The sequence below is a fragment of the Amycolatopsis sp. NPDC004772 genome, from assembly GCF_053601215.1.
Genome location: NZ_JBSGBK010000086.1, coordinates 1 through 23,620, shown reverse-complemented (window position 1 = coordinate 23,620; position 23,620 = coordinate 1). Strand labels below are relative to the sequence as shown.

The following is a 23,620-nucleotide window of genomic DNA, read 5'->3' as shown; positions in this document are numbered from 1 at the left end:
CGGGTCCCGACGCTGTGGCCATGACCAACAAGACGATCGCCCGGCTCACCGTCACCTTCGCCACCGCGGCACTGACCGCGGTCTCGATCGCCGTCCCGGGCACGGCGCACGCATCGGCCGTCAACGGCCCGATCTCGCGAGGCGAGGTCCTCGATCGGGCGCAGTACTGGGTGGACCAGGGCTACACCTACACCCAGACCAGCACCCACGTCCCCGGCCCGGACGGCGGGCAGACCTACCGCCGGGACTGCTCCGGGCTCGTTTCGATGACCTGGCACCTCAACACGAGCCTGATCACCAACGAATTCCTCAGTAGAGCCCAGAACGGCAACGGAATGCACGTCGTGGCGCGGGACGACCTGCGGCCCGGCGACGCGATGGTCCGCGACAGCGACGGCAGCGGCCCGGACGGCCACATGGAACTGTTCGCGTTCTGGAAGAACCAGGGCGACCACAGCCAGGGCGCCTACGTCTACTCCTTCAACTCCACCGGCCAGACCGTGCAGAACCCGTACAAGGTCAACAACAACGGCAACCTCGGGTTCGACTCCTGGTCCGAGGTCGCCTCCTACACGGCCATCCGCTACGACCGCATCGTCGACCAGTCCTCCGGCGCCAACGGGGTCGCCGCCGGCGACGTCACCGGGGACGGCCGAGCCGACCTCGTCGCCCGCAAGCCCGACGGGACGCTCTGGCTCTATGCCAACGGCGGCAGCAACACCGCGCCGTACAGCATGGGCAGCCTGATCGGCACCGGCTGGCAGGGCTTCGGCTGGTTTCTCGTCGGCGACGTCACGGGCGACGGCAAGGCCGACATCGTCGCCGCGAAATCCGACGGCACGCTGTGGCTGTACACCCACGGCGGCGACAACACTTCGCCCTACAGCACCGGAACCCTGATCGGCTCCGCGTGGCAGCAGTTCAGCCACGTCACCCTCGCCGACGTCACCGGAGACGGCCGAGCCGACCTGGTGGCGGCCAGGCCCGACGGCACCCTGTGGCTGTACACCAACGGCGGCAACAACACCTCGCCGTACAGCACCGGCAGCCAGATCGGCGTGGGCTGGGAGCAGTTCAGCTGGATCCTCGGCGGCGACGTCACCGGCGACCACCGGGCCGACATCGTGGCGGCCAAGCCCGACGGGACGCTGTGGCTCTACGTCAACGGCGGCAGCGACACCGCGCCCTACAGCACCGGCAGCCAGATCGGCTCCGGCTGGGCCCAGTTCGACCGCATCCAGGTCGGCGACGTCACCGGTGACCACCGGGCCGACATCACCGCGTCCCGCCCCGACGGCACGCTGCTGCTCTACACCAACGGCGGCAGCGACACCGCGCCGTACAGCACCGGCAGCCAGATCGGCTCCGGCTGGCAGACCTTCGCCTGACCGGCCTCTCTCTCCACAGGAGCTCACCATGCGCAAGTACCTCTTGGCGGTGCTGGCCGGAGCAGTCCTCTTCGGGGGAACCGCGCCCGCGATCGCCGCGGAGACCACGGCCGCGGCTCTCCCGCCCGGCTACGGCATCAACGGCATCGACGTCTCCAGCCACGACCACTCCGGCGGCAAAACGGTCAACTGGGCCAACCAGAAGGCGGCCGGCGACGAGTTCGCGTTCGTCAAGGCGACCGAAGGCACCAGCTATACCAACCCGTACTTCGACCAGGACTACCACGGCGCCAAGAACGCCGGCCTCTACACCGGCGCCTACGCGTTCGCCCGCCCGGACCTCGGGAACCCGGCGGGCCAGGCCAACTACTTCGTCGACCACCTGCAGTGGGCGGCGGACGGCCGGACGCTGCCGCCCTTCCTCGACCTGGAGTGGCCGTACAGCTCGCTGAACCTGCCCGACTGCTACGGCCTCGGCCAGAGCGACATGCGGGCGTGGATCAGCTCGTTCCTCAACCAGGTCAAGGCCCGCATCGGCCGCACGCCGATGATCTACACGAACGTCAACTGGTGGAACCCGTGCACCGGCAGCAGCACCGCGTTCTCCGCGTACCCGCTCGACATCGCCAGCTGCAACTCGTCGCCGCCGTCGGTGCCTGGCTGGGGTACCCGGTGGACGTTCTGGCAGTACGACATCGACGCCTGCGGCCGGGGCGCGGCCCACGACTCCAACGTCTTCAACGGCTCGCTGGCCCAGCTCGCCGCGCTCGCGGGCGGCTCGGGCGGCGGCGCGAACGGGGTCGCCGCCGGCGACGTCACCGGGGACGGCCGGTCGGATCTCGTGGCCCGCAAGCCCGACGGGACGCTCTCGCTATACGCCAACGGCGGCAGCAACACCGCGCCGTACAGCAGCGGCAGCCTGATCGGCACCGGCTGGGAGAGCTTCAGCTGGTTCCTCCCCGGCGACGTCACCGGCGACAGCCGGGCCGACATCGTCGCGGCCAAGCCCGACGGATCGCTGTGGTTGTACGCCAACGGCGGCAGCAACACCTCGCCGTACAGCACCGGAACGTTGATCGGTTCGGCGTGGCAGCAGTTCGGCCACGTCACCCTGGCCGACGTCACCGGAGACGGCCGGGCCGACCTGGTGGCAGCCAAACCGGACGGCACCCTCTGGCTGTACACCAACGGCGGCAACAACACCTCGCCGTACAGCACCGGCAGCCAGATCGGCGTGGGCTGGGAGCAGTTCAGCTGGATCCTCGGCGGCGACGTCACCGGCGACCACCGGGCCGACATCGTCGCCGCGAAACCCGACGGGACGCTGTGGCTCTACGTCAACGGCGGCAACAACACCGCGCCCTACAGCACCGGAACCCAGATCGGCGTGGGCTGGGCCCAGTTCGACCGCATCCAGGTCGGCGACGTCACCGGCGACAGCCGGGCCGACATAACGGCGACCAAGCCCGACGGAACCCTCTGGCTCTACACCAACGGCGGCAGCGACACCGCACCGTACAGCACCGGCAGCCAGATCGGCTCCGGCTGGCAGATCTTCGCCTGAGCCACCTCCCGCTGGTGCCCCCGGCCTCCGCCGGGGGCACCGGCTACCAACGTTGGTAGTCCACAGTAGACACCAACGACACCCGGCGGATCCTGTGGTACAAGTGGATGATCGTCGCAGGCCATCGAGACTGTCGATCGGGAGGACACCGACATCCTGGGGGATCAAGGTATGCCATCGATTCACGGGCACAACGCCTCCACCGGACCAGCGCACCGAGTCCCCTGGCAGTTCGACGCACGGGGCCGCGAGGCCGAACTGGCCCGGCTCACCGGCATCGTGGACGGCATGGAACCCGGTGTCCGGGCGGTGCGCGTCAGCGGTGACCCGTGGAGCGGGAAGTCCGAACTGCTCGCCGCGCTCGCCGGCCACGCGAAAGCCCGCGGCTGGGCGGTCGCTTGCGGTGCGGCGGGTCCCCTGCCCGGTTCGCTGCCCTTCGGCGTTTTCTCCGACGCCCTCGACGATCTGCTGACCACGCAGCACCCGGCGCTGCTCGACGGCTTCCCCAAGTACCACATTTCCTGGCTGGCCGGCGTCTACCCGGCGTTGGCCCAGTACGCGCCCGACGCGGCCGTGCCGACCGATCCATCGGAGCTGCGGCACCTCTTCCACGCCGTGCGCGCCCTGCTCGAACGGCTCGGCGCCGGCGCACCGCTGCTGCTGGTGGTCGACGACCTGCAGTGGGCCGACCCGGCGTCGGTCGACCTGTTCACCCACCTGCTCCGGCACCCGCCGGACGCGCCGGTCCTGCTGGTGACCGCGCTGCGCCCCCGGCAGACGGCCGGCGACCTGCTGGCCGCGCTCGACGGCACCGGCGTCGCGCACATCACGCTGCCCGCGCTGCCCGAGGACTACCTCGGCACGCTCCTGCCGCCCGGCCTGCCCGCCGTCCGCCGCGGCGCCCTGCTGGACGCCGCGGACGGCAACCCGGGCCTGCTGCGCGCCCTGGCCACGGCGGAGGACACCCCGGACCGGCCCGGCGGGCCGGGACTGCCGGTGTCGCCGCTGCGGGAGTTCCGGACGCTGGGCCCGTTCACCTGGGCCGTCGCGCACGCGGCGGCCCTGATGCGCGGATCGTTCGACACCAGGCTGCTGGCGACGGTGGTGGACGGCGGCGAGGGCCCGACCCGGGCCGCCATCGACGAGCTCGTCGCGCACGACATCCTGCGCGTGGAGGGCCGCACCGGCACCTTCCGGTTCCGCAACGCGCTGCTGCGCGCGACCGCGCACCAGGCCGCCGGGGCGGCGTGGCGGCTCGGCGCGCACGCCCGGGCCGCCGCGGCGCTGCGCGAGCGGGACGCGCCCGCGCCCGAGATCGCCCACCACCTGGCGAACTGCACGCTGGTCGAGGAGAACGACGCGGCCGGAATCCTGGTCGAGGCCGCCCGCGAGGTGCGCTGGGAGCGTCCGGCCGACGCCGCCGGTTGGCTGCGCCGGGCCCTGGACGCCCGCGGCCCGGTGTGCGCCGACCACGTCCCGCTGCTGGCCATCGCGCTGGTGGTCACCGGCCGCACCGCCGACGCCCGCGTCCTGTTCGACCAGGTGGCGCACGGCCCGGAGACGGCGCTGTGGGCCGCGCGGGCGCTGCACCTGGACGGCCACCGCGAAGCCGCGGCCGACGTGCTCCGCATCGGGCTGCGGGTCGTCGACCCCGGCGATCACCGCACCCAGGCGCGGCTGGTCGCGGACCTGCTCGCCACCACGGCCGGCACCCGCCACCCCACCGCCGGCCCCGACCTGGCGATCCTCTCGTCCGTGAAGGGCGTGCCGGGCCCCGGCCCGCTGGCCGACCACCTCGACCCGGCGGCCGACGCGGGCCCGCGCGCCCTGCTGCTGGCCCTGGCCACCCTGACCGACCCCGCCGGCCGGGCCGCCGAGGACCAGCTGCTCAAGGCCAGGACGCTGATGGCCAACGTGTCCGACGCGGACCTGACCCCCGACGTCACCCCGCTCTACTGGCTGGCCCGCGCCGAACACGCCCTCGCCCGCGACGACCTGGCCGGCCGGCACCTCCACCGGGCCCTCGCCATCGCCACCCGGTTCGGGCACCGCTACGTCCTCGGCAGCCTCACCACCCTGCTCGAGCACCTCGACGACAATCGGCACCCGGAGCCCGACGGCCCACCCCGCGACAGCGTCCCGGACACGCCGGCCGACGCGGACCTGCCCTCGGAGCTGGCCCAGCTGAGCGGCCGCGAGCGCGAGATCTCCCGCTTGGTCAGCGACGGCCGGACGAACCAGCAGATCGCCCGCACCCTCGGCCTGAGCCACAAGACGGTGGAGACCTATTTGGCGCGCATCTTCAAGAAGCTCGCGCTGTGCTCACGCGCCCAGCTCGCCACCATCGTCGGCCGCTCGGTCTCGGTGCCGGCCTTCCCCCACCCCGCCGACCCGCCGGCCGGCGTCGCCGCCGAACGCCTGATGCCGGCCTGAGCCGGAAACCGGCCCGCCCACTCGCGACGGCCATCCCGCGGCGCAAGCCCGCCCCACCCGCGCCACCCCACCCGCGCCGCGCCGGCCTGCCCAAGCCCGCCCCGCCCGCACCGCGCCAGCCTGCCCACGCCCCGCGGCCACTCCACCCGCGCCGCGTCACCGCCCAACACCCCAGGCCGGCCCGAAACCTCAAGACCCAGGGCCACGCAACGAAGAAGCCGCCGCGGCCGCGACCGATTCGGCCACTGTGGACAGTGCGGGCAGGTCCAGTTTCCACTGCTGCCAGTAGAGCGGCACGTCCACCGGCCGATCCCGCACCAGCGGCACCAATGCGCCCGCCCGCAGCCCGGGTGCCGCCTGCACCTCCGGCACCATGCCCCAGCCGAGCCCGGCCTCCACCGCCGCGACCACCATCTCCGACGCCGGGACGTAGTGCCGCAGCGGGCTCGCACCCTCGCCGCCGAGGAGGCGCACGAACGCGTCCTGGAGGTCGTCGTGGTCGTCGAACAGCACGACGGGCGCCGCCGTCAGGTCGGCCCGCAGCGCGCCGGTCATCCAGCGCGCCGCGAACGCCGGACTGGCCAGCGGCAGGTAGCGCAGGGCGCCGAGCGGGCGCACCGAACAGCCCTGCACCGGCGCGGCCGAGGACGTCACCGCGGCCATCACCCGGCCCTCCCGCAGCAACGTCGTGGTGTGTTCCTGGTCCTCGCGGTGCAACTCGAAGCAGATCGGCGGATCGGCGACCACCCCCGCCAGCGCCGGCAGGAACCACGTCGACAGCGAGTCGGCGTTGACCGCGATCGGCACGCGGACCGGCTCGCCGCTCATGCCCAGCTCGGCTCGCGCGTCCCGCTCGAGGGCCGCGAGCCGCCGCGCGAACCGGACCACCACCTGCCCCGAGTCGGTGACGCGCACCGGTTTCGTGCGGGTCACCAGCACGCTCCCGGTCCGCTGTTCCAGGGCCTTGACCCGCTGGCTCACGGCCGAGGGCGTCACGTGCAGCACGGCCGCGGCGGCGTCGAACGTCCCGGCGTCGACCACCGCGAGCAACGTCCTGACCTGGTCCAACGGCAGCTCGGCGATCACGGGGCCCGATCCTAGAGGGCGTCGCCCTTGACCTTCACACTGTGACAAGGTCTTCACTGCCGGGAGGAGGTGGTTCCCATGGAACACGTAGTGGACACACAGCTGGCCGCCGGCAACTCGTCGGCCCGGCTCCAGGCCGCGCTGGCGGCCGGCACCCGAGCCGACCCCGGGCTCGCCGACGCGCTCGTGGCCCGCTGCGCTGTCGAGCCGGACTTCTACGTGCGCGACATGCTCACCTGGGCGCTGACCCGCCTCCCGGCGGACCTCACCGTGCCCAAGCTCGTCGCGGAACTGCGGTCCGGACGGGCGCAGGCCCGCAGCCAGGCCCTGCACACGCTGTCCAAGATCGGCGACCGGACGGCGTGGCCCGCGATCACGCCGTCGCTGCTGCACGACCCCGACGACGAAGTCGCGCGAAGCGCTTGGCGTGCCTCTGTCGTGCTCGCGCCGCCCGGCGACTGGCCGGGCCTGGCCCGGGAACTGGCGCGTCAGCTCGGCCGCGGCGACCGGGCCGTGCGGCTGAGCCTGAGCCGGGCTCTCGCCGCACTCGGTGACGCGGCCGAGTCCGCCCTGACGACGGGACTCGCCAGTACCGACCCGGACGTGCGGGCGCACGCCCGGGCCACGCAACGGCTGGTGCGGGACCCGGACGCCGGGTTCGACCTGGCCGTCGACGAGGCGAAACGGGTCGTGGCACTCGGGCCGGACGCGGCGTGCTGATCGGGGAGGTGGCCCGCCGGTCCGGGGTGAGCACGCGGATGCTGCGGCACTACGACACCCTCGGGCTGGTGCGGCCGACCGGCCGGACCGTGGGCGGCTACCGCGAGTACTCCGAAGCGGACATCCGCCGGATCTTCCACGTCGAAGGCCTGCGCACGCTGGGGATGTCGCTGCGGCAGATCGGCCGCGCCCTGGCCGATCCCGCCTTCACCCCGGCCACCCTGGTCGGCGACCTCATCCGGCGGACCGAGGAACGGCTGGCGCGCGAGCGCGAACTCCTCGACCGCCTCCGGGCGATCGACGCCTCGGACCCCGCGGGCTGGGACGGCGTCCTGCACGTGGTCGGGCTCCTGCACGGGCTCGGTTCCCCGAGTCCGGGTCGCCGGCAGCAGGCCGCCCTGGCCCCGGTCGAGGACGTCCCGCTGCTGGCCAGGGCGGTGCTGACGGAGGCGAACCCGAACGTGGCCGGCGCCCTGCGCTGGGCGCTGGCCCGCGCGGGCGCCGACGCGGTGGCCGCGGTGGCCACCGGCCTGCGCTCGGAGGAGGTGGCCATCCGGCGGCGCGCGGTCCTGGCCGTCGCCGAGCTCCCGGGCCACGAAGCGACCGCGGCGCTGGCGGGCGCCCTCGACGACCCGGACCCGGAGGTGCGCCGCCACGCGGCGCTGGCGTCGGGCGGCCGCGGCGAGACGAGGGCGGTGCCGCTGCTGGTCGCGATGGTGGTCGAGGGCACCAACGACGTCGAGGCGGCGGAAGTGCTGGGGGTGCTGGCCCGGGAGCCGGACCAGGGTGCGCGGATCCTGGAGGCACTGGCCGGGGAACTCGCCGGGGCTCCTCCGGTGCGGATGCGCGTGACTCAGGCGCTGGCGGAGCTGCCGGGAGACCTGGCCCAGGAGATCCTGCAGCGGCTGACCGGCGACGAGGACCGGGCGGTCGCCCTGCTGGCCACCGCGATCAGAGCTCCCTGACGTGCAGCAGCGACCGGACGTTCAGCTGTCGTCGCACCTGGTTGCTGCGCAACCCGTCCACCACGGTCGCCACGCCGAGCCAGGTGGCCTCGGCGTCCTGGGTGAGGAGGCGGGCGCTGTGGGCCTGGCCCCCGGTCTCGATCCAGTCGTCGACGAACAGCACGCGATCGCCACCGTCGAGCAGGTCCTTGGGGAAGCCGAGCCTGAGGTGGCGGTCCCGGTAGTCGGGCGGGGTGGTCCGCTGCAGCCAGGCCTCGCTGTCGGCCGACGGCCCGCGGTCCTTGCGGACTTCGACGAACCCGACCTCCAGGTGCAGCGCAACCAGCGGCCCCAGCAGGCAGCCGCGGGATTCCGGCCCCAGCACGACGGTGGGCCGCCGGTCGGCGAACAGCCCGGCCAGCGCGGGCCCCAGGCCGGCGAGCAACTCCGGCCGCCGCCACCACCCGGTCACGTCGGCGTAGTAGCCGTCGTCCGGGCGATCGCCGCGCCAGGTGAAGGCACGCCGGAGCCCGGACTTCACCTCTTCCACCAGCACGTGGCCGATGGTCGCGCCCGCGGGCCTTCGCGGGCAATCGGATTTCCCGCCCGCCGGGCGGTCCGGCGGCCGGTCCCGGCAAGCTCCCCGACACGCCGCGGCGCGGAGGCGGCATGGCGCACCCCTGGCCGCTACCCGCCGGCCGCACCCGGCGGGAGTGCCGCCGGCCCCAGCAGGCCTATCCCGGCAGGCGCTCCGGCAGGCCGAGCACCGGGAACCGCCCGGCGTCGAACGTGGTGATCTCGGTGATCGCCCCGCCGCTGACGCGCAGGACATCGATCGTCAACGGCCGGTACGCCCCCTCCCGCCGGAGGTAGAACGCGACCGCGGGCTGCCGGTTGACCGACGTCGGGACGCCGTGCAAGCCCGTCAGCTGCTCGAACCCGTCCTCGACCCAGTTCCGCACCACCACGTCCCGGCCGAGGTGCAGGCCCGGTGTCGGCGGCATCGAACAGCGGACGTTCTCCCGCAGCAGGGCGGCGATCCCGCCGACGTCGAGGGCCACGCTGGCCTCGGTGTAGCGGCGCACCAGCTCGCGCGTGCCGGCGTCCTCCTCGCCGCCGGTCCAGTCCTGGCGCTCGGCGGGCAGGTGCTCCCGCATGCCCGCGCGGGCCCGCTGCAGCGCGCTGTTCACGGAGTTGACCGAGTCCCCGAGCAGCTCCGCGACCTCCTTCGCCGGCCGGCCGAGCACGTCCCGCAGGATCAGCACCGCCCGGGGCCGCGGCGCCAGGTGCTGGACCGCGACCAGGTACGCCAGCTCGATCGTCTCCCGCGCGAGGGCGACGGCCTCCGGCTCGTCCGCACCGAGGGCGGGCAGCTCGTCCAGGAGCCGGTCCGGGTAGGGCTGCAGCCACGGCACCTCACCCCCGGCCGCCGGCTCCGGGCGGCAGCGGGCCAGCAGGTCCAGGCACGCGTTGGTGGCGATCCGGTACAGCCACGCCCGGAACGTCGACCGCCCCTCGAAGGTCTCCCGCCGCCGCCAGGCGCGCAGGAAGGTCTCCTGGACGGTGTCCTCGGCGTCCTCGAACGACCCCAGCATCCGGTAGCAGTGCACGTGCAGCTCCCGCCGGTGCCGCTCCGCCAGTCCCGAGAACGCCGGCTCCTCCAGCCGCGTGTCCGTGTCCGCACTCATCCCGTCATCCTTCCGCCTCGTCGTGGCCGTCGCAGGTATGACGGCGGCGAGCGCGGGAACTCATCACCGGGCCGGTTCAGTAACTGAACGTCGTCGCCGCTTCGTCGCCGATCCACTTCCACAGCGGGATGGTGCCGTTCAGCTCCGCGCCGTCGATCAGGCTGCCGGCGTCGAGGTGCTTCGCGGTGAAGCAGATGGGGCACACGTAGTACCGGCCGCCCGCGGCTTCGTAGCGCTTGACCAGGTCGGCCAGCGGCGGGCAGCCGTCGCACGCGGCGCCGGCGGCGGTGCCCGCCAGCGCGATCCGGACCGCCTCCTTGGTCAGGAACATCAGCGTCTCGCGCCCGGTCTCGGCGGCCCCACCGCGACCAGGAACGCGACGGTCACCTTTTCCGCGTCCTCGAGGCCCGTCGACAGGCTGATGACGGCTTTGTTCGACATATTTTGCCGCTCCCTTCGTCCGGATCAGGACGTTAGGAGCGGGCAGCGCCCGTGTCGTCGGGTGTTTGCCCGACTTATCGGACGGCCTTGGCTCGATAAGTCGACTTCTTCGCCTGGTTGCCGCAGACCCCCATCGAGCACCACCGCCGCGTCCCCGGCCGGGAGGTGTCCAGGAACAACGCCCCGCACCGGGCCCCTTCACACCGCCGGACCCGCGCGAACTCCGGCGACGTCACCAGCTCCACGGCGTCCCGGGCCAGCACCGCGAGCATCGCCGACGCGGGGTCCGCGGCCTGCCAGCGCAGTTCGCCCGATGGCGTCAGCAACGGCGCAGGCACCGGCAGCGCCGCAACGCGGTTCAGCCGCTGCCGGGTCGACGGGCGCACCGAAGCCGTCAGCAGCTCGTGGATCGCCTCGCGGACGGCACGCGCTTCCTCGGCCGATTCCGGCCGGACCGGGGTGGCGAACGGGCCGAACCGGTCGATCCACGCTCCCCACGCCGCCGCGTCCGGCAGCTCCTCCGTCTCCGACGGGGTCCCCCGGTACCGCAGGGTCCGGATGAAGTCGAGGCACGGGCGGCCCGCTCCCGCGCGGAATCTGTCCGTCATAAGGGTCACAGTACGCCGGAACCGGTTTGACTGGTACCTTCGGAACCGATCAAACCGGTTCCACTCCTGGGGGCACGCATGACCAAGACCGAACAGAAGGCCCCGCCCGGCTGGCTCGTGCTTCTCCTGGCCGTCTCTTGTGGACTGACCGTCGCCAACCTCTATTACGCCCAGCCGCTGCTCGCCGAGCTGCGGCAGACGTTCGGCGTCGGCGAGGCCGCGGCCGGCGGGGTGGTCACCGCGACCCAGATCGGGTACGCCGCCGGGATGCTGCTGCTCGTCCCGCTCGGCGACCGGCTCGAGAACCGCGGCCTGGTCGCGACGCTGCTCGCCGTCGCCTGCGCCGGGCTGGTCGGCACCGGGATCGCGCCGGGGTTCGCCGTGCTGCTCCTCGCCTCGCTGGCCGTCGGGGCGGCGTCGGTCGTGGTGCAGATCCTCATCCCGTTCGCCGCCGACCTGTCGCCCGACGCCATCCGCGGCCGGATCGTCGGGCGCGTCGTCAGCGGGCTGCTGTTCGGGATCCTGCTCTCCCGGGTGGTCGCCAGCCTGCTCGCCGAGGTGACGAGCTGGCGCGTCGTGTTCCTGATCTCGGCCGGCGCGATGGCCGCGCTCGCCGTCGTGCTGCGGTTCATCCTGCCGCCCCGGGCGCCCAAGACGGACGTCCGCTACGGCGAGCTGCTCCGCTCGACCTTCGCCATGGCCCGCAAACACCCGGCGCTGCGCCACCGAGCGTTCTACCAGTCGGCGATGTTCGGTGCGTTCAGCGCGTTCTGGACGACCATCGCGTTCGTCCTCACCGCGCCGCCGTTCAACTACTCCCAGCTCGGCGTGGGCCTGTTCGCCCTGGCGGGCGCGGCCGGCGCCGCGGTGGCCCCCCTTGCCGGACGCTGGTCGGACCACGGCCACGGCCGGCGGCTCACCGCGGCCGCCTTCGTGCTCTGCGCGGCCGCGTTCGCCCTCGCGGGGTTCGGCGCGCACAGCGTCATCCTGCTGGCGATCGCGGCGATCGCCATCGACACGGCGGTCCAGGCGACACTGGTGACCGGCCAGCACGTGATCTACCAGCTCGACCCCTCGGCCCGCGCCCGCGTCAACAGCGTGTACCTGGGCACGTTCTTCATCGGTGGCGCGATCGGCTCCCAGGCGGGCTCGATCGCCTTCCACCTGGGCGGCTGGACGGCGGTCGTCGTCTTCGCCGGCGTGCTGCCGCTGCTCGGCCTGGCCGGGATGACCCGCACCCGCGTCTAGCGCTCAGCCTGCGAAGACGGCCCGGTTCGCCGTGACCCACTGCGCATACGTCGTTCCCGGACGGCCCAGCAGGTCCTCGACGACGCCGGTCGGCACCTGCGGGTGCCGCAGGGTTTCCGCGAAGCCTTCGAGCAGCCAGCCGACGGCGTCTTCCGGGACGCCGTAACCGATCCACTGCGCACGCTGCTCCGCCGGCGTCAGCTCGCGGAACCGGATGTCCTTGCCCAGCACCGAAGCCAGGGTCCCGACCTGCCCGCGCAGGGTGATCGCCTCCGGTCCACTGAGGACATACGTGGCGCCGACGTGCCCGTCGGTGGTCAGCACCCGCGCGGCGACGGCCGCGATGTCACCGAGGTCGATCGGCGTCTGCGTCGCGTCGCCGTAGGCCATCGCCGTCTCGCCCGCCCGGACCATGGGCGCCCAGTCGAGCGTGTTGTTCATGAACACGCCGGGCCGCAGGAAGGTCCAGGCGAACCCGGCCTCCCGGACCGCGGCCTCGACGGCGGCGTACTCGTGGCCGCTGGAGCCTTCGTGCTCGTCCCCGATGCTGCTGCCCGACAAGGCGACAACTCGTTCGATACCGGCTCCGGAGGCCAGCTCGCAGAAGCGCCGGACGGTCCGCGCCATCGGGGCGAGGTAGACCGACGAGACACCTTTGAGCGCGACGGGCAACGTCGACGGCCTCGCGAGCGACCCGACGACCACCTCGGCCTCCGGCGGCAGCTGCGCGCGTTCGGGATCGACGGTCAGCGCTCGCACCGAAACCCCCGCGGCCAGCAACTCGTCGACCACCAGCCGGCCGACGTTGCCGGTCGCACCCGTCACCAGGATCGTCATGAGCACCCTCCTCGTTCTCGTATGCCGTACGAGATCGTACGGCATACGAGAACCCGGGTGCACGGGAAAAGGAAATTCAGGAGGTGATGGTCGGCAGTTCCGGCGCCGCGACGTCGTAGACCTTGCCGTCCTGGGTCAGCAGGGCCGCCAGGACCTTCGCCTTGCGGTCCGTCTGCTCCGCGGTCCCCCAGCGGACGATCTTGCCGTTGGCCAGCGTGAACTCCACGCTCGCCGGCGTCTTCGCCGTCGCCGTCGTGACCTGCTTGAGCAGCTGCTCCGGGATCACCCCGAGCACCGCCGTCACCGCGCGCGTCACCGGGTCGTCCGCCGACACCTTCGGCAGCTTGAGCTCCGGCAGGCCCGGCGGCCGGGCCGCGACCGTCTTGAACACCACGCCGCCGCCGTCGACCAGGTGCACGCCGTCGCCGCCCGGGCCGCTGTCGAAGAACGCGATCGCCGTTCGCTCGGTCACCGTGATCTCGACCGTGTTCGGCCACGAACGCGACACCTCGACCGTGGCGATGCCCGGCATCGCCGCCACCCGGTCGCGGATGTCGTCCGTGCTCAGCCGCAGCATCGGCTTGTCCGCCGGGACCGCCGCCACCGTGCGGATCTGGTCGGCCGCGACCGTGCGCGACCCGCTGACCGCGACCTCCTGCACCCCGAGCATCGAGCTGAAGAACAGCAGGTAGACCAGCGCCACCACGGTGAGCACCGACAGCAGCGCGACCCACCGGCGGCGGATCTCCACCTGCCGGTTGGGCCGGTTGCGCGGCGACGGCTTGGCGCGTGCGGCGCGGGTCCGGCGGCGCTCCTCCTCGGAGCGCCGCCCCCGCCGCTGCCGGGCCAGGGCCGCCCGATCCGGCGCGTCTTCTTCCGGCGGACGGCGTTCCCTGGTCGGACTCATGGCCTCAGCGCTTGTCCAGCTCGGCGAGGATTTCCGGCCCCAGCTGCGTCACGTCCCCGGCGCCCATGGTCACCACGAGGTCGCCGGGCTCGGCCAGCCCGGCCGCCAGCGGCGCGGCGACGTCGAACGCCGGCTCGTACCGCACCGACGTCGTCACCTGGTCCGCGATCAGGGCGCCGGTGACGCCCGGCTCGGGCTCCTCGCGCGCGCCGTAGACGTCCAGCACGACGACCTCGTCGGCCAGCGACAACGCCGCCGCGAACTCCGCCGAGAACGTCTTCGTCCGCGAGTACAGGTGCGGCTGGAACACCACGATCACCCGCCCGGACCCGGCCGCCGTGCGCACCGCGCGCAGCTGCGCGGCCACCTCGGTCGGGTGGTGGGCGTAGTCGTCGTAGACGCGGACGTCGCCGGCCCGGCCCTTGAACTCGAAGCGCCGCCGGACGCCGCCGAACGCCGCGAGCCCCTCGGCCAGCTCGAGCGCCGGCGCGCCCAGCTCGATCCCGGCCAGCAACGCCGCCACGGCGTTCAGCGCCATGTGCTCACCCGGCACGGCAACCCGCACCGACAGCTCGGAGCCGTCCAGCGCCAGCCGCACCACCCCGCCGTCCGGCGCCGGCACGTAGTCCAGGATCCGCGCGTCGGTGGCCGTGCGGCCGTAGCGCCGGACCCGGACACCGAGCGCCTCGGCCTGCTTGCCGAGGTCGTCCGCCGCGGCGTCGTCGGCGCAGACGATCAGCAGCCCACCCGGCACGATCCGGCTCACGAACTCGGTGAACACCTTGGTGTAGGCCTCGGCCGTGCCGTGGTGGTCCAGGTGGTCCGGCTCGACGTTCGTCACGACCGCGACCGACGGCGAATACGTCAGGAACGAGCCGTCACTCTCGTCGGCCTCGGCGACGAAGATGCCGCCCTCGCCGTGGTGGGCGTTGGCGCCGGACTCGTTGAGGTCGCCGCCGATGGCGAACGACGGGTCGAGCCGGCAGTGCTGCAGCGCCACGGTGAGCATCGAGGTCGTCGACGTCTTGCCGTGCGTGCCTGCGATGCAGGCGACGCGGTGGCCTTCCATCAGCCCGGCCAGCGCCTGCGCCCGGTGCAGCACCGGGATGCCCGCCGCGCGTGCCGCGGCCAGCTCGGGGTTGGTCTCCTTGATCGCCGTCGAGACGACCACGGCCGACGGCGGCTCGGCCAGTTCGTCCACATTGGACGCCCGCTGGCCGACGAACAGCTCGGCGCCCTGGGCCCGCAGCGACAGCAGCGCGCGCGACTCCTTGGCGTCCGAACCGGACACGAAAGCCCCGCGGGCCAGCAGGATCCGCGCGATGCCGGACATGCCGGCCCCGCCGATCCCGATCAGGTGCGCCCGGCGCAGTTCTTCAGGCAGGTCAGGCACCGGCGGCCTCCAGGACGATCCGGGCGAGGGTCTCGTCGGCCTCGCGGTGGCCCATGCCGACCGCCGCCGCGCCCATCTTCGCGACGCGGTCGGCGTCGGTGACCAGCGGGACGACGACCTCGGCGACCTTGGCCGGGCTGAGGTCGGCGTCGTCGATCATCAGCGCGGCCCCGGCGTCGACCGCCGGACGGCCGTTGGTGGCCTGCTCGCCGTTGCCGATCGGCAACGGGACGAACACCGCGGGCAGCCCGACCGAGGTCACCTCGGCGACGGTCATCGCGCCGGAGCGGCAGATCGCGACGTCGGCGGCGGCGTAGGCCAGGTCCATCCGCTCCAGGTACGGCACCGGCACGTACGCCGGCTTGCCCGGGAACTCCTGCACGACCAGCGTGTTCTTCGGGCCGTGCGCGTGCAGGACGCCGACCCCGGCGTCCGCGAGCTCCTTCGCCGCGCCGGACACGGCGGCGTTGATCGACTGCGCGCCCTGCGAACCGCCGAAGACCAGCAGCGTCGGCGCGTCCGGGTCGAGGTCGAAGAACGCGCGGGCCTCGGCTCGCAGCGCGGCCCGGTCGAGGGCCGTGATCGACCGCCGCAGCGGGATCCCGACGACCTCGGCGTTCGGCAGCGTCGTCCCCGGGACGGCCACCGCCACCCGGCGGGCGAACCGCGCGCCCACCTTGTTGGCCAGGCCGGCCGACTTGTTGGCCTCGTGCACGACGATCGGGACGCGCCCGCGCGCGGCCAGGTAGGCGGGCAGGGCGACGTACCCGCCGAAGCCGACGACGACGTCCGCGCCGACGCGCTCCAGCACTTCGCGGGTCTTGCGGACCGAGTCGCGGACCTTCAGCGGCAGCTTGACCAGCTCCGGGGTCGGCTTGCGGGGCAGCGGCACCGGCGGGATCAGCTCGAGGGGGTAGCCGCGGGCCGGGACGAGCTTGTTCTCCAGGCCGCGCTCGGTGCCGAGCGCGACGACCTTCGCGTCCGGTCGCAGCCGCATGACGGCGTCGGCCAGGGCGAGGGCGGGTTCGATGTGTCCTGCGGTGCCACCTCCGGCGACCACCACCACGGGCGCCTTGCCCGTGGCCGACCGCTCGGTTCCCTTGACGGGCTTACTCACCTATGACCTCTCCGGTTCGCGGTACTCCGGGTACCACGGCTCGCTGTTGTCCGCGCGGCCCCGCCGCGAGACGTGGCCGTGCTCGTCCGTGCCGCGCTGCGGCGCACCGGTTCGCGGACCGACCTGCGTCGTTCCTGCGCCGGGGCGGGCCGGGCCGCACGGGGCGCCGGCCGGGCCGCCTTCGCCCCACTCCGCCCCGCCGCCTTGCGCGTGGCGGGCGGGCGGTACGGGTCGGGCGCGGGCAGCCGCAGCAGACGCCCGAATTTACCCGGCCCCTGTGTGCGCAGCGCGGCCACCGCCTCCGGTTCGTGCCGGGCGGCGTTCGCGAGCACGCCCATGATGAGCATGGTGATCACCAGCGAGGTGCCGCCGTAGGAGATCAGCGGCAGCGTGACGCCGGTGACCGGCAGCAGACCGACGACGTAGCCGATGTTGATGCCGGCCTGGGCGACCAGGAACACCGTCAGCGTGCCGGAGACGATCCGGATCCACGGGTCGATGTTGCGGGTGGCGATCCGCAAGCCCACGATCGCGACGCCGGCGAACAGGCTGAGCACGACGACGCAGCCGACCAGGCCGAGCTCCTCGCCGATCAGGGCGAAGATGAAGTCGTTCTGCACGTTCGGCAGGTAGTTCCAGCTGGCCGCGCCCTGGCCGAGGCCCTTGCCGAACAGCCCGCCGTCGGCGAGCGCCAGCTTGGCCTGGTTGGCCTGGAAGCCCTCGGCGCTGACGTCGGCGTCCGGCGAGAGGAACGACATCACCCGGGCGAGCCGGTAGGGCGCGATGACGGCCAGCACGAGCACCCCGGCCAGGCCACCGGCCAGGATGACGCCGAACAGCCGTTTCGGGGCGCCGGCGAACCACAGCAGGGCGAGCAGGACGACGGCGAGGGTGACCGTGCCACCGAGGTCGGGCTGCAGCATGACCAGGGCGAACATCAGCAGCGCGATCGGCACCACCGGCACCAGCAGGTGCCGCCACTGGTGGATCACGTTGTACTTGATCACCAGGATGTGCGCGCCCCAGAAGGCCAGCGCGACCTTCGCGGCCTCGACCGGCTGGAAGGTGAACTCGCCGATCTTGAACCAGCCCTGCGAACCGTTGACCGTCGAGCCGAGCGGGGTCAGCACGAGCACCAGCAGGCCGAGGCAGATCACCGTCGCGGTGGCCGACATCCGCCGGATCCGCTCCAGCTTGACCCGCAGGCCCAGCCAGAACACGAACGAGCCGAGCGCGACGAACACGAGGTGCTTGACGAACAGCGAATACACGCCGCTGCCGGTCTTCGGGTTGTAGGAGGCGACCGACGACGCCGAGAGCACCATGACGATGCCGATCACGGTGAGCACGCCGGTGAGGGCGAGCACCAGGTGGAACGACGCCAGCGGCCGGGAGAGCCACGCGGTCAGCGCGGTCCGGAACGCGACGAAGCCGCTCTCCTTGCGCTCGCGGCGCGGCCGCTTCGGCGGCGGTGCGGGCTTGGTCTCAGCTGTCGTCACTCGGCTCCCCCGCTGCGTCGTCGCGGAGGACACGCACGGCCGCGGCGAACGCGTCGCCGCGCTCGCCGTAGCTCGAGAACATGTCCAACGACGCCGCGGCGGGTGCCAGCAGCACCACGTCACCTGGCCGGGCCATCGCGCTGGCCGCACTCACCGCCGCAGTCATGGGTTCATCGTCACCCGGACGGAGGCTGTTCACCGGGACATCCGGCGCGTGTCGCGCAACCGCGGCGGCGATCACGGGTGAATCGACACCGAGCAGCACGACCCCGCGGAGGCGGCCGGCGATGTTGCTCACGAGTTCGTCGACCGAGGCGCCCTTGAGCTGGCCCCCGGCGATCCACACGATGTTCGCGTGGGCGCGCAGGGATCCGGCGGCCGCGTGCGGGTTGGTCGCCTTCGAGTCGTTGACGTACCGCACGCCGGCCACTTCGGCGACCTCGACGGCCCGGTGCGGGGCCGGCTGGTACTCGCGCAGGCCCTTCACCACGGCGTCGGCCGTGACGCCGTGCGCGCGGGCCAGCGCGGCCGCGGCCAGGGCGTTGGCGACGTTGTGCGGGCCCGCCGGGCGGACGTCCGACAGCGTGGCGAGCTCCTCGGCGCTGTTCGCCGGGTCGGCGACGAAAGCGCGGTCGACCAGCAGGTCCTCGACCACGCCCAGCTCGCCGGCGCGCGGGGTGTCGAGCTGGAAGCCGACGCGGCGGGCGCTCTCGGGCGCGTGCTCGGCGGCGATCCGGGTCGACCAGTCGTCGTCGGCGTTGTGCACGGCGACCTTGGCCCGCGTGTAGACGCGGCCCTTGGCGGCCGCGTACTCGGCCATCGAGCCGTGCCAGTCGATGTGGTCCTCGGCCAGATTGAGCACGACGGCGGCGTCCGGGGCCAGCGTCGAAGACCAGTGCAGCTGGAAGCTCGAGAGCTCCACGGCCAGCACGTCGTAGCCGGCGCGAACCGCGTCGAGCGCCGCGTACCCGATGTTCCCGCAGGCCACGGCGTTCGCCCCGGCGGCCTTGAGGATCGACTCGAGCATGCCGGCGGTGGTCGTCTTGCCGTTGGTGCCGGTGACGACCAGCCAGCACGGCGGGTGCTCGCGCAGCTGCCCGACCCGCCAGGCCAGCTCGACGTCGCCGATGACCTCGATCCCGGCCTCGGCCGCCGCCACCAGCAGTGGCGACGTCGGCCGCCAGCCGGGGCTGGTGACGACGAGCGCTGTTCCCTCAGGTGGCTCGGTCAGCCCGGGCACCAGTTCGGCGCCGAGGCCCTCCAGCTCGGCCAGGCGCCCGGCGTTGCCGTCGGTGACGGTGACGCGCGCGCCCAGCTCGACCAGCACCGGCACCACGGACTTGCCCGTGACCCCGGCCCCGGCGACGAGAACGTGACGACCGGCGATCTCCATGTCAGCCGCCGAGACCGAGCTGCTCGCTGTAGAACAGGCCCAGCCCGAACATGCAGCAGATCGCCGAGAGCAGCCAGAACCGGATGATCACCGTGGTTTCGGCCCAGCCGGCGAGCTCGAAGTGGTGGTGGAACGGCGCCATCCGGAACAGCCTTCGCCGGGTCGTCCGGAACACCGCGATCTGCGCGACCACCGAGATCATCTCGACCATGAACAGGCCGCCGATGACGATGGCGAGCAGCTCGGTGCGGGTCGTCATGGACAGGCCGGCGACCAGGCCGCCGAGGGCCAGCGAGCCGGTGTCGCCCATGAAGATCTTCGCCGGGGCCGCGTTCCACCAGAGGAACCCGACGCAGGCGCCGGTCGCCGCGGCGGCGACCACGGCCAGGTCCAGGGGGTCGCGGACGTCGTAGCAGGCGGCGGCCGGCGCGTTGGCGCAGGACAGCCGCTCCTGCCAGAACGAGATGACCACGTAGGTGGCCAGCACCATCGCCGCCGCGCCGCCGGCCAGGCCGTCGAGGCCGTCGGTGAAGTTCACCGCGTTCGACCAGCCGGAGATGACGATGTAGCAGAAGATCACGAAGATCACCGACGGGAAGGTGATCAGCGCGAGGTCGCGGACGTAGGAGAGGCTCTCCGACGCCGGCGTGATGCCGTGCTCGTTCGGGAAGTTCAGCACCAGCACCGCGAAGGCGATGGTGACGACGAGCTGCCCGACGAGCTTCGCGGTCTTGTTGAGCCCCAGGTTCCGCTGCTTGCGGATCTTGATGAAGTCGTCGAGGAACCCGACGATCCCCAGGCCCACCGCGAGCATCAGGACGAGCAGCCCGGAGGCCGTCGGCGCGCCGCTGCGGGAGTTGAACATCCAGTTGATCAGGTGTGCGGCGAAGTACCCGACGACCATCGCGATGATGATCGCGACACCGCCCATGGTCGGGGTACCGCGCTTGGACTTGTGTCCCTGGGGGCCTTCCTCACGGATCTCCTGGCCGAAGCCCTGCCGGGAGAAGACCCGGATGAGGTAGGGCGTGAGCAGGATGGAGATCAGCAGGCCCGCCGCGGCCGCGATCAGGATGCTGATCACGCGTCACCACCGTTCGAGCGATTCTCGGAGTTGTCGGTTTCCCGGGGTTCGAGCAGGGCTTCGGCGACCCGCCAGAGGCCGGCCGCCTTGGAGGCCTTGACCAGCACCACGTCCCCGGGGCGGAGCTGATCATGCAGCAGGGCGGCGGCGGCCTCGACGTCGGGTACCAGAGTGGACTCCTCGCCCCAGGAGCCTTCCTGGTGCGCCCCCTGGTGCATGGCCGCCGCCTCGGGCCCGATGACCACGAGCTTGGCGATGTTGAGCCGGACGACGAGCCTGCCGATCTCGTCGTGGGCGGTGACCGAGTCCGCGCCGAGCTCGCCCATCACGCCGAGCACGGCCCACGAGCGGCGGCCGGTCTCCCGCGTCATCGCGGCGAGGGCCTTCAGGCCGGCCCGCATCGACTCGGGGTTGGCGTTGAAGGAGTCGTTGAGGATCGTGACGCCGTCGGGCCGGGTGACGACCTCCATGCGCCGCGCGGAGCGCCGTTCGAGGGCCGAGAGCCGCTCGGCGACCTCGGCCGGCGGCACGCCCAGCTCCAGGGCCACCGCGGCGGCCGAGAGCGCGTTGCCGACGTGGTGCTCGCCGTGCAGCGGCAGCTTGACGTCGGCCTCGCCGGCCGGGGTGATCAGCCGGAAGGACGCGCGGGCCTCGTCGTCGAGGGTGATGTTCTCCGCGCGGACCTGGGCGGACGGGCTCTCGCCGACGAACACCACCCGGGCCTTCGTGCGGCTCGCCATGGCCGCGACCAGCGGGTCGTCGAGGTTCAGGATCGCGACGCCGTCTTCGGGCAGGGCCTCGACGAGCTCGCCCTTGGTCTTCGCGATGCCTTCGCGCGAGCCGAACTCGCCGACGTGCGCGCTGCCGACGTTGAGCACGACGCCGATCTTCGGCGGCGCGATCTCGGCGAGGTGGGCGATGTGGCCGGGACCCCGCGCGGACAGCTCCAGCACCAGGTGCCGGGTCTGCGCGTCGGCCCGCAGCGCCGTCCAGGGGTGGCCGAGCTCGTTGTTGAACGACCCGGGCGGCGCGATCGTCGGGCCGAGCGGCTCGAGCAGCTGCGCGATGACGTCCTTGGTCGAGGTCTTGCCGGAGGAGCCGGTGACGCCGACGACGGTCAGCTCGCCCTCGGCCAGGCGCTGCACGACGTGCCGGGCGAGCTTGGCCAGCGCGGCCAGCACCGCGGCGCCGGAGCCGTCCTTGTCGCCGGTCAGCGCGACCGACCGCTCGTGGGCCTCGCCCGCGGCCGGCGGCGGGACGACGATCGCGGGCGCGTCGATCTCGCGGGCGGCCAGCACGGCCACCGCGCCGGCCTCGACGGCCTGCGCGGCGAAGTCGTGGCCGTCGACCTTCTCGCCCGGCAGGGCGACGAACAGGCCGCCGGGCGTGAGCTTCCGGGTGTCGAACTCCACGGTGCCGGTCACCTGCGCGCCCGGCTCGGCGCGGTGCAGCCGGCCGCCGACGACGTCGGCGATCTCGGCCAGGCTGAGCACGATCACACACTCACCTCGAGTTTGTTGCGGATGGCCGCGGCCAGCTCGTCGCGGTCGGAGAACGGGTGCACGACACCGCCGGCCTCCTGGCCGGACTCGTGCCCCTTGCCGGCGAGGAAGACGATGTCACCCGGCTCGGCCAGCGCGACGGCGTGCGCGATGGCGTCGCGGCGGTCGCCGATTTCGATGACCTCGCCGCCCTCGGCGGGCCCCACCGCGCGGGCGCCGGCCAGCATGGCGGCCCGGATCGCCGCCGGGTCCTCGGAGCGCGGGTTGTCGTCGGTGACGATCAGGACTTCACTCCGGCGGGCCGCGGCCTCGCCCATCATCGGGCGCTTGGCGGTGTCCCGGTCGCCGCCGCAGCCGAGGACGGTGATGATCCGGCCGTCGGTGCGGGCGCGCAGCGCGTCCAGGCCCTGGGCGACCGCGGCCGGCTTGTGGGCGTAGTCGACGACCGCGGTGAACTCCTGGCCGACGTAGACGCGCTCCATCCGGCCCGGCACCTGCACCTGGGCCAGCCCGGTGACGATGTGCTCCAGGCTCACCCCGGCGGTGCTCAGGATCGCGGCGGCGAGGACGGCGTTGGCGACGTTGAACTCGCCGGGCAGCGGGATCCGGGCGGCGGCGCGGACGCCGTCCGGGCCGTGCAGGGTGAACGTCTGCTCGCCCTGCGGGGTGGCCTCCAGGTCGGTGGCCTTCCACGCGGCGTCGGTGCCCGGATCGGTGGTGACGGTGATCGTCTGCGGCGTCAGCAGGGCCTGGCCCCACGCGCTGTCGACCACGACGACCTCGTGCGTCGAGCGGCCGTCGAACAACAGCGACTTCGCGGCGAAGTACTCCTGCATGTCCTTGTGGAAGTCCAGGTGGTCCTGGGACAGGTTGGTGAACGCGCCGACCGAGAACCGGGTGCCGTTGACCCGGCCCAGCGCGAGCGCGTGGCTGGAGACCTCCATCGGCACGTGCGTGACGCCGCGCTCGAGCATCACCGCGAGCAGCGCCTGCAGGTCCGGTGCCTCGGGCGTGGTGAAGCCGCTGACCAGGCGTTCGCCGGCGATCCGGGTCTCCACCGTGCCGATCAGGCCGGTGGTCAGGCCGGCCGCCTGCAGGCCCGCGTCGACCAGGTAGGACGTCGTGGTCTTGCCGGAGGTGCCGGTGACGCCGAGGACGGACAGCTGCAGCGAGGGCTCGCCGTAGATCCAGGCGGCGATCTCGCCGAGGGCGGCGCGCGGGTCGGCGTGCACCAGGATCGGGACGCCGGCGTCGCGCAGGGCGGGCCGCTCGGCGCCGGCGGCGTCGGTGAGCACCGCGACGGCCCCGGCGGCGACCGCCTGGTCGCTGAAGTCGGCACCGTGGGCGCGGGCGCCCGGGAGGGCGGCGAAGAGGTCACCGGGCAGCACGTGCTGCGCGCGCAGCGTGGTGCCGGTGACGGTGAGCTCGGCCGCGTCGGGCGAGCCGGCGATGAGGCGGGCGTCCGCCCTGGCGAGCAGCGTCGCCAGCGGGACCGGGACGATGCGCGCCGGGCGCGGCGGTGCGGGGACCGCTTTCACCGGGCTTTCCGGCACCGGGGAACTGGACGAGGACACGGACACGGCCAAGAGGCTACCGGCGGCCGTTCCGGGCCCCCGCACGCGGTACGGCGATTGCGCGCGGCTGAGGCACATGTGCTAGGCGCCGTTCCCGACCTCGTTGCCCCGCAACGGTTTCCCCGCCGCCAGCTCATGTGGACACTCTGCCGCCGCCGGTCGTGAGTGGTAAGGCGGGTTAGAACCCGCCTTAC

20 protein-coding genes are annotated in these 23,620 nt (G+C 73.1%); 6 read left to right on the top strand and 14 right to left on the bottom strand.

Going from position 1 to position 23,620, the window contains the following annotated elements; all coding sequences use genetic code 11:
- Positions 1 to 20 precede the first annotated feature (20 nt).
- The 3 genes from ACWEF6_RS35000 to ACWEF6_RS34990 all read left to right on the top strand — a co-directional run bounded on the left by ACWEF6_RS35000 (position 21) and on the right by ACWEF6_RS34990 (position 5,385).
- Entirely contained in the window at positions 21 to 1,388 is a 1,368-nt protein-coding gene (locus tag ACWEF6_RS35000; RefSeq protein WP_449686853.1) for an FG-GAP repeat domain-containing protein, read from the top strand.
- A gap of 28 nt (positions 1,389 to 1,416) precedes the next feature.
- A complete protein-coding gene (locus tag ACWEF6_RS34995) occupies positions 1,417 to 2,952 on the top strand; it encodes a GH25 family lysozyme (RefSeq protein WP_449686852.1) in 1,536 nt (511 codons plus the stop codon).
- A gap of 171 nt (positions 2,953 to 3,123) precedes the next feature.
- Entirely contained in the window at positions 3,124 to 5,385 is a 2,262-nt protein-coding gene (locus ACWEF6_RS34990; protein WP_449686851.1) for an AAA family ATPase, read from the top strand.
- A 189-nt stretch (positions 5,386 to 5,574) separates the two neighbouring features.
- Here ACWEF6_RS34990 and ACWEF6_RS34985 read toward each other — a convergent pair whose 3' ends face one another.
- Positions 5,575 to 6,471, bottom strand: coding sequence for a LysR family transcriptional regulator ArgP (locus ACWEF6_RS34985; protein ID WP_449686850.1), 897 nt, complete (start codon positions 6,469 to 6,471; stop codon positions 5,575 to 5,577).
- A 78-nt stretch (positions 6,472 to 6,549) separates the two neighbouring features.
- Here ACWEF6_RS34985 and ACWEF6_RS34980 point away from each other — a divergent pair, with 78 nt between their 5' ends.
- Positions 6,550 to 7,191 (top strand): HEAT repeat domain-containing protein, encoded by a 642-nt coding sequence (locus tag ACWEF6_RS34980; RefSeq protein ID WP_449686849.1) that lies wholly within the window; start codon positions 6,550 to 6,552, stop codon positions 7,189 to 7,191.
- Positions 7,185 to 8,156, top strand: coding sequence for a MerR family transcriptional regulator (locus ACWEF6_RS34975; RefSeq protein WP_449686848.1), 972 nt, complete (start codon positions 7,185 to 7,187; stop codon positions 8,154 to 8,156). Before ACWEF6_RS34980 ends, ACWEF6_RS34975 begins: the two co-directional genes overlap by 7 nt.
- Here ACWEF6_RS34975 and ACWEF6_RS34970 read toward each other — a convergent pair.
- The 4 genes from ACWEF6_RS34970 to ACWEF6_RS34955 all read right to left on the bottom strand — a co-directional run bounded on the left by ACWEF6_RS34970 (position 8,143) and on the right by ACWEF6_RS34955 (position 10,872).
- Positions 8,143 to 8,691 carry a phosphoribosyltransferase family protein gene (locus tag ACWEF6_RS34970; RefSeq protein ID WP_449686847.1) on the bottom strand — a complete coding sequence of 183 codons (549 nt, stop codon included), beginning with the start codon at positions 8,689 to 8,691 and terminating at the stop codon, positions 8,143 to 8,145. The two genes, ACWEF6_RS34975 and ACWEF6_RS34970, sit on opposite strands and share 14 nt — an antisense overlap.
- Positions 8,692 to 8,869: 178 nt before the next feature.
- Complete coding sequence (locus ACWEF6_RS34965) at positions 8,870 to 9,823, bottom strand: RNA polymerase subunit sigma-70 (protein ID WP_449686846.1); 954 nt, start codon at positions 9,821 to 9,823, stop codon at positions 8,870 to 8,872.
- Positions 9,824 to 9,899: 76 nt separating this feature from the next.
- A complete protein-coding gene (locus ACWEF6_RS34960) occupies positions 9,900 to 10,154 on the bottom strand; it encodes a hypothetical protein (protein WP_449686845.1) in 255 nt (84 codons plus the stop codon).
- A gap of 184 nt (positions 10,155 to 10,338) precedes the next feature.
- Positions 10,339 to 10,872 carry a CGNR zinc finger domain-containing protein gene (locus ACWEF6_RS34955; protein WP_449686844.1) on the bottom strand — a complete coding sequence of 178 codons (534 nt, stop codon included), beginning with the start codon at positions 10,870 to 10,872 and terminating at the stop codon, positions 10,339 to 10,341.
- A 78-nt stretch (positions 10,873 to 10,950) separates the two neighbouring features.
- Here ACWEF6_RS34955 and ACWEF6_RS34950 point away from each other — a divergent pair, with 78 nt between their 5' ends.
- Positions 10,951 to 12,120: an MFS transporter gene (locus ACWEF6_RS34950; protein ID WP_449686842.1), complete on the top strand. Its 1,170-nt coding sequence runs from the start codon at positions 10,951 to 10,953 to the stop codon at positions 12,118 to 12,120.
- A gap of 3 nt (positions 12,121 to 12,123) precedes the next feature.
- On the opposite strand, the gene ACWEF6_RS34945 is transcribed toward ACWEF6_RS34950, so the two are convergent.
- The 9 genes from ACWEF6_RS34945 to ACWEF6_RS34905 form a co-directional block, all read right to left on the bottom strand.
- Complete coding sequence (locus tag ACWEF6_RS34945; RefSeq protein ID WP_449686840.1) at positions 12,124 to 12,957, bottom strand: NAD(P)H-binding protein; 834 nt, start codon at positions 12,955 to 12,957, stop codon at positions 12,124 to 12,126.
- Between the two features lie 76 nt (positions 12,958 to 13,033).
- Positions 13,034 to 13,864, bottom strand: coding sequence for a cell division protein FtsQ/DivIB (locus tag ACWEF6_RS34940; RefSeq protein ID WP_449686839.1), 831 nt, complete (start codon positions 13,862 to 13,864; stop codon positions 13,034 to 13,036).
- A 4-nt stretch (positions 13,865 to 13,868) separates the two neighbouring features.
- A complete protein-coding gene (gene murC / locus ACWEF6_RS34935; protein ID WP_449686838.1) occupies positions 13,869 to 15,257 on the bottom strand; it encodes a UDP-N-acetylmuramate--L-alanine ligase in 1,389 nt (462 codons plus the stop codon).
- Positions 15,250 to 16,374, bottom strand: a complete 1,125-nt coding sequence (gene murG, locus ACWEF6_RS34930) for an undecaprenyldiphospho-muramoylpentapeptide beta-N-acetylglucosaminyltransferase (protein ID WP_449686837.1) — start codon at positions 16,372 to 16,374, stop codon at positions 15,250 to 15,252. Before murG ends, murC begins: the two co-directional genes overlap by 8 nt.
- Positions 16,371 to 17,873, bottom strand: coding sequence for a putative lipid II flippase FtsW (ftsW, locus tag ACWEF6_RS34925; protein ID WP_449686836.1), 1,503 nt, complete (start codon positions 17,871 to 17,873; stop codon positions 16,371 to 16,373). The genes murG and ftsW overlap by 4 nt, the downstream gene beginning before the upstream one ends.
- Entirely contained in the window at positions 17,860 to 19,266 is a 1,407-nt protein-coding gene (murD, locus tag ACWEF6_RS34920) for a UDP-N-acetylmuramoyl-L-alanine--D-glutamate ligase (protein ID WP_449686835.1), read from the bottom strand. Before murD ends, ftsW begins: the two co-directional genes overlap by 14 nt.
- 1 nt (position 19,267) lies before the next feature.
- Positions 19,268 to 20,350 (bottom strand): phospho-N-acetylmuramoyl-pentapeptide-transferase, encoded by a 1,083-nt coding sequence (gene mraY / locus ACWEF6_RS34915; protein WP_043785144.1) that lies wholly within the window; start codon positions 20,348 to 20,350, stop codon positions 19,268 to 19,270.
- Positions 20,347 to 21,849, bottom strand: a complete 1,503-nt coding sequence (locus ACWEF6_RS34910) for a UDP-N-acetylmuramoyl-tripeptide--D-alanyl-D-alanine ligase (RefSeq protein ID WP_449686834.1) — start codon at positions 21,847 to 21,849, stop codon at positions 20,347 to 20,349. The genes mraY and ACWEF6_RS34910 overlap by 4 nt, the downstream gene beginning before the upstream one ends.
- On the bottom strand, positions 21,846 to 23,390 hold the full coding sequence (locus ACWEF6_RS34905) for a UDP-N-acetylmuramoyl-L-alanyl-D-glutamate--2,6-diaminopimelate ligase (RefSeq protein ID WP_449686865.1): 1,545 nt from the start codon (positions 23,388 to 23,390) through the stop codon (positions 21,846 to 21,848). Before ACWEF6_RS34905 ends, ACWEF6_RS34910 begins: the two co-directional genes overlap by 4 nt.
- Between the last annotated feature and the right edge of the window lie 230 nt (positions 23,391 to 23,620).

Bases quoted from the DNA above. Each gene is read 5' to 3' on its own strand.
- ACWEF6_RS34960 (WP_449686845.1), bottom strand. From the start codon at position 10,154: ATGTTCCTGACCAAGGAGGCGGTCCGGATCGCGCTGGCGGGCACCGCC.
- ACWEF6_RS34980 (WP_449686849.1), top strand. From the start codon at position 6,550: ATGGAACACGTAGTGGACACACAGCTGGCCGCCGGCAACTCGTCGGCC.
- ACWEF6_RS34990 (WP_449686851.1), top strand. From the start codon at position 3,124: ATGCCATCGATTCACGGGCACAACGCCTCCACCGGACCAGCGCACCGA.
- ACWEF6_RS34945 (WP_449686840.1), bottom strand. From the start codon at position 12,957: ATGACGATCCTGGTGACGGGTGCGACCGGCAACGTCGGCCGGCTGGTG.
- murD (WP_449686835.1), bottom strand. From the start codon at position 19,266: ATGGAGATCGCCGGTCGTCACGTTCTCGTCGCCGGGGCCGGGGTCACG.
- ACWEF6_RS34955 (WP_449686844.1), bottom strand. From the start codon at position 10,872: ATGACGGACAGATTCCGCGCGGGAGCGGGCCGCCCGTGCCTCGACTTC.
- ACWEF6_RS34950 (WP_449686842.1), top strand. From the start codon at position 10,951: ATGACCAAGACCGAACAGAAGGCCCCGCCCGGCTGGCTCGTGCTTCTC.
- ACWEF6_RS35000 (WP_449686853.1), top strand. From the start codon at position 21: ATGACCAACAAGACGATCGCCCGGCTCACCGTCACCTTCGCCACCGCG.
- ACWEF6_RS34940 (WP_449686839.1), bottom strand. From the start codon at position 13,864: ATGAGTCCGACCAGGGAACGCCGTCCGCCGGAAGAAGACGCGCCGGAT.
- ACWEF6_RS34995 (WP_449686852.1), top strand. From the start codon at position 1,417: ATGCGCAAGTACCTCTTGGCGGTGCTGGCCGGAGCAGTCCTCTTCGGG.
- ACWEF6_RS34965 (WP_449686846.1), bottom strand. From the start codon at position 9,823: ATGAGTGCGGACACGGACACGCGGCTGGAGGAGCCGGCGTTCTCGGGA.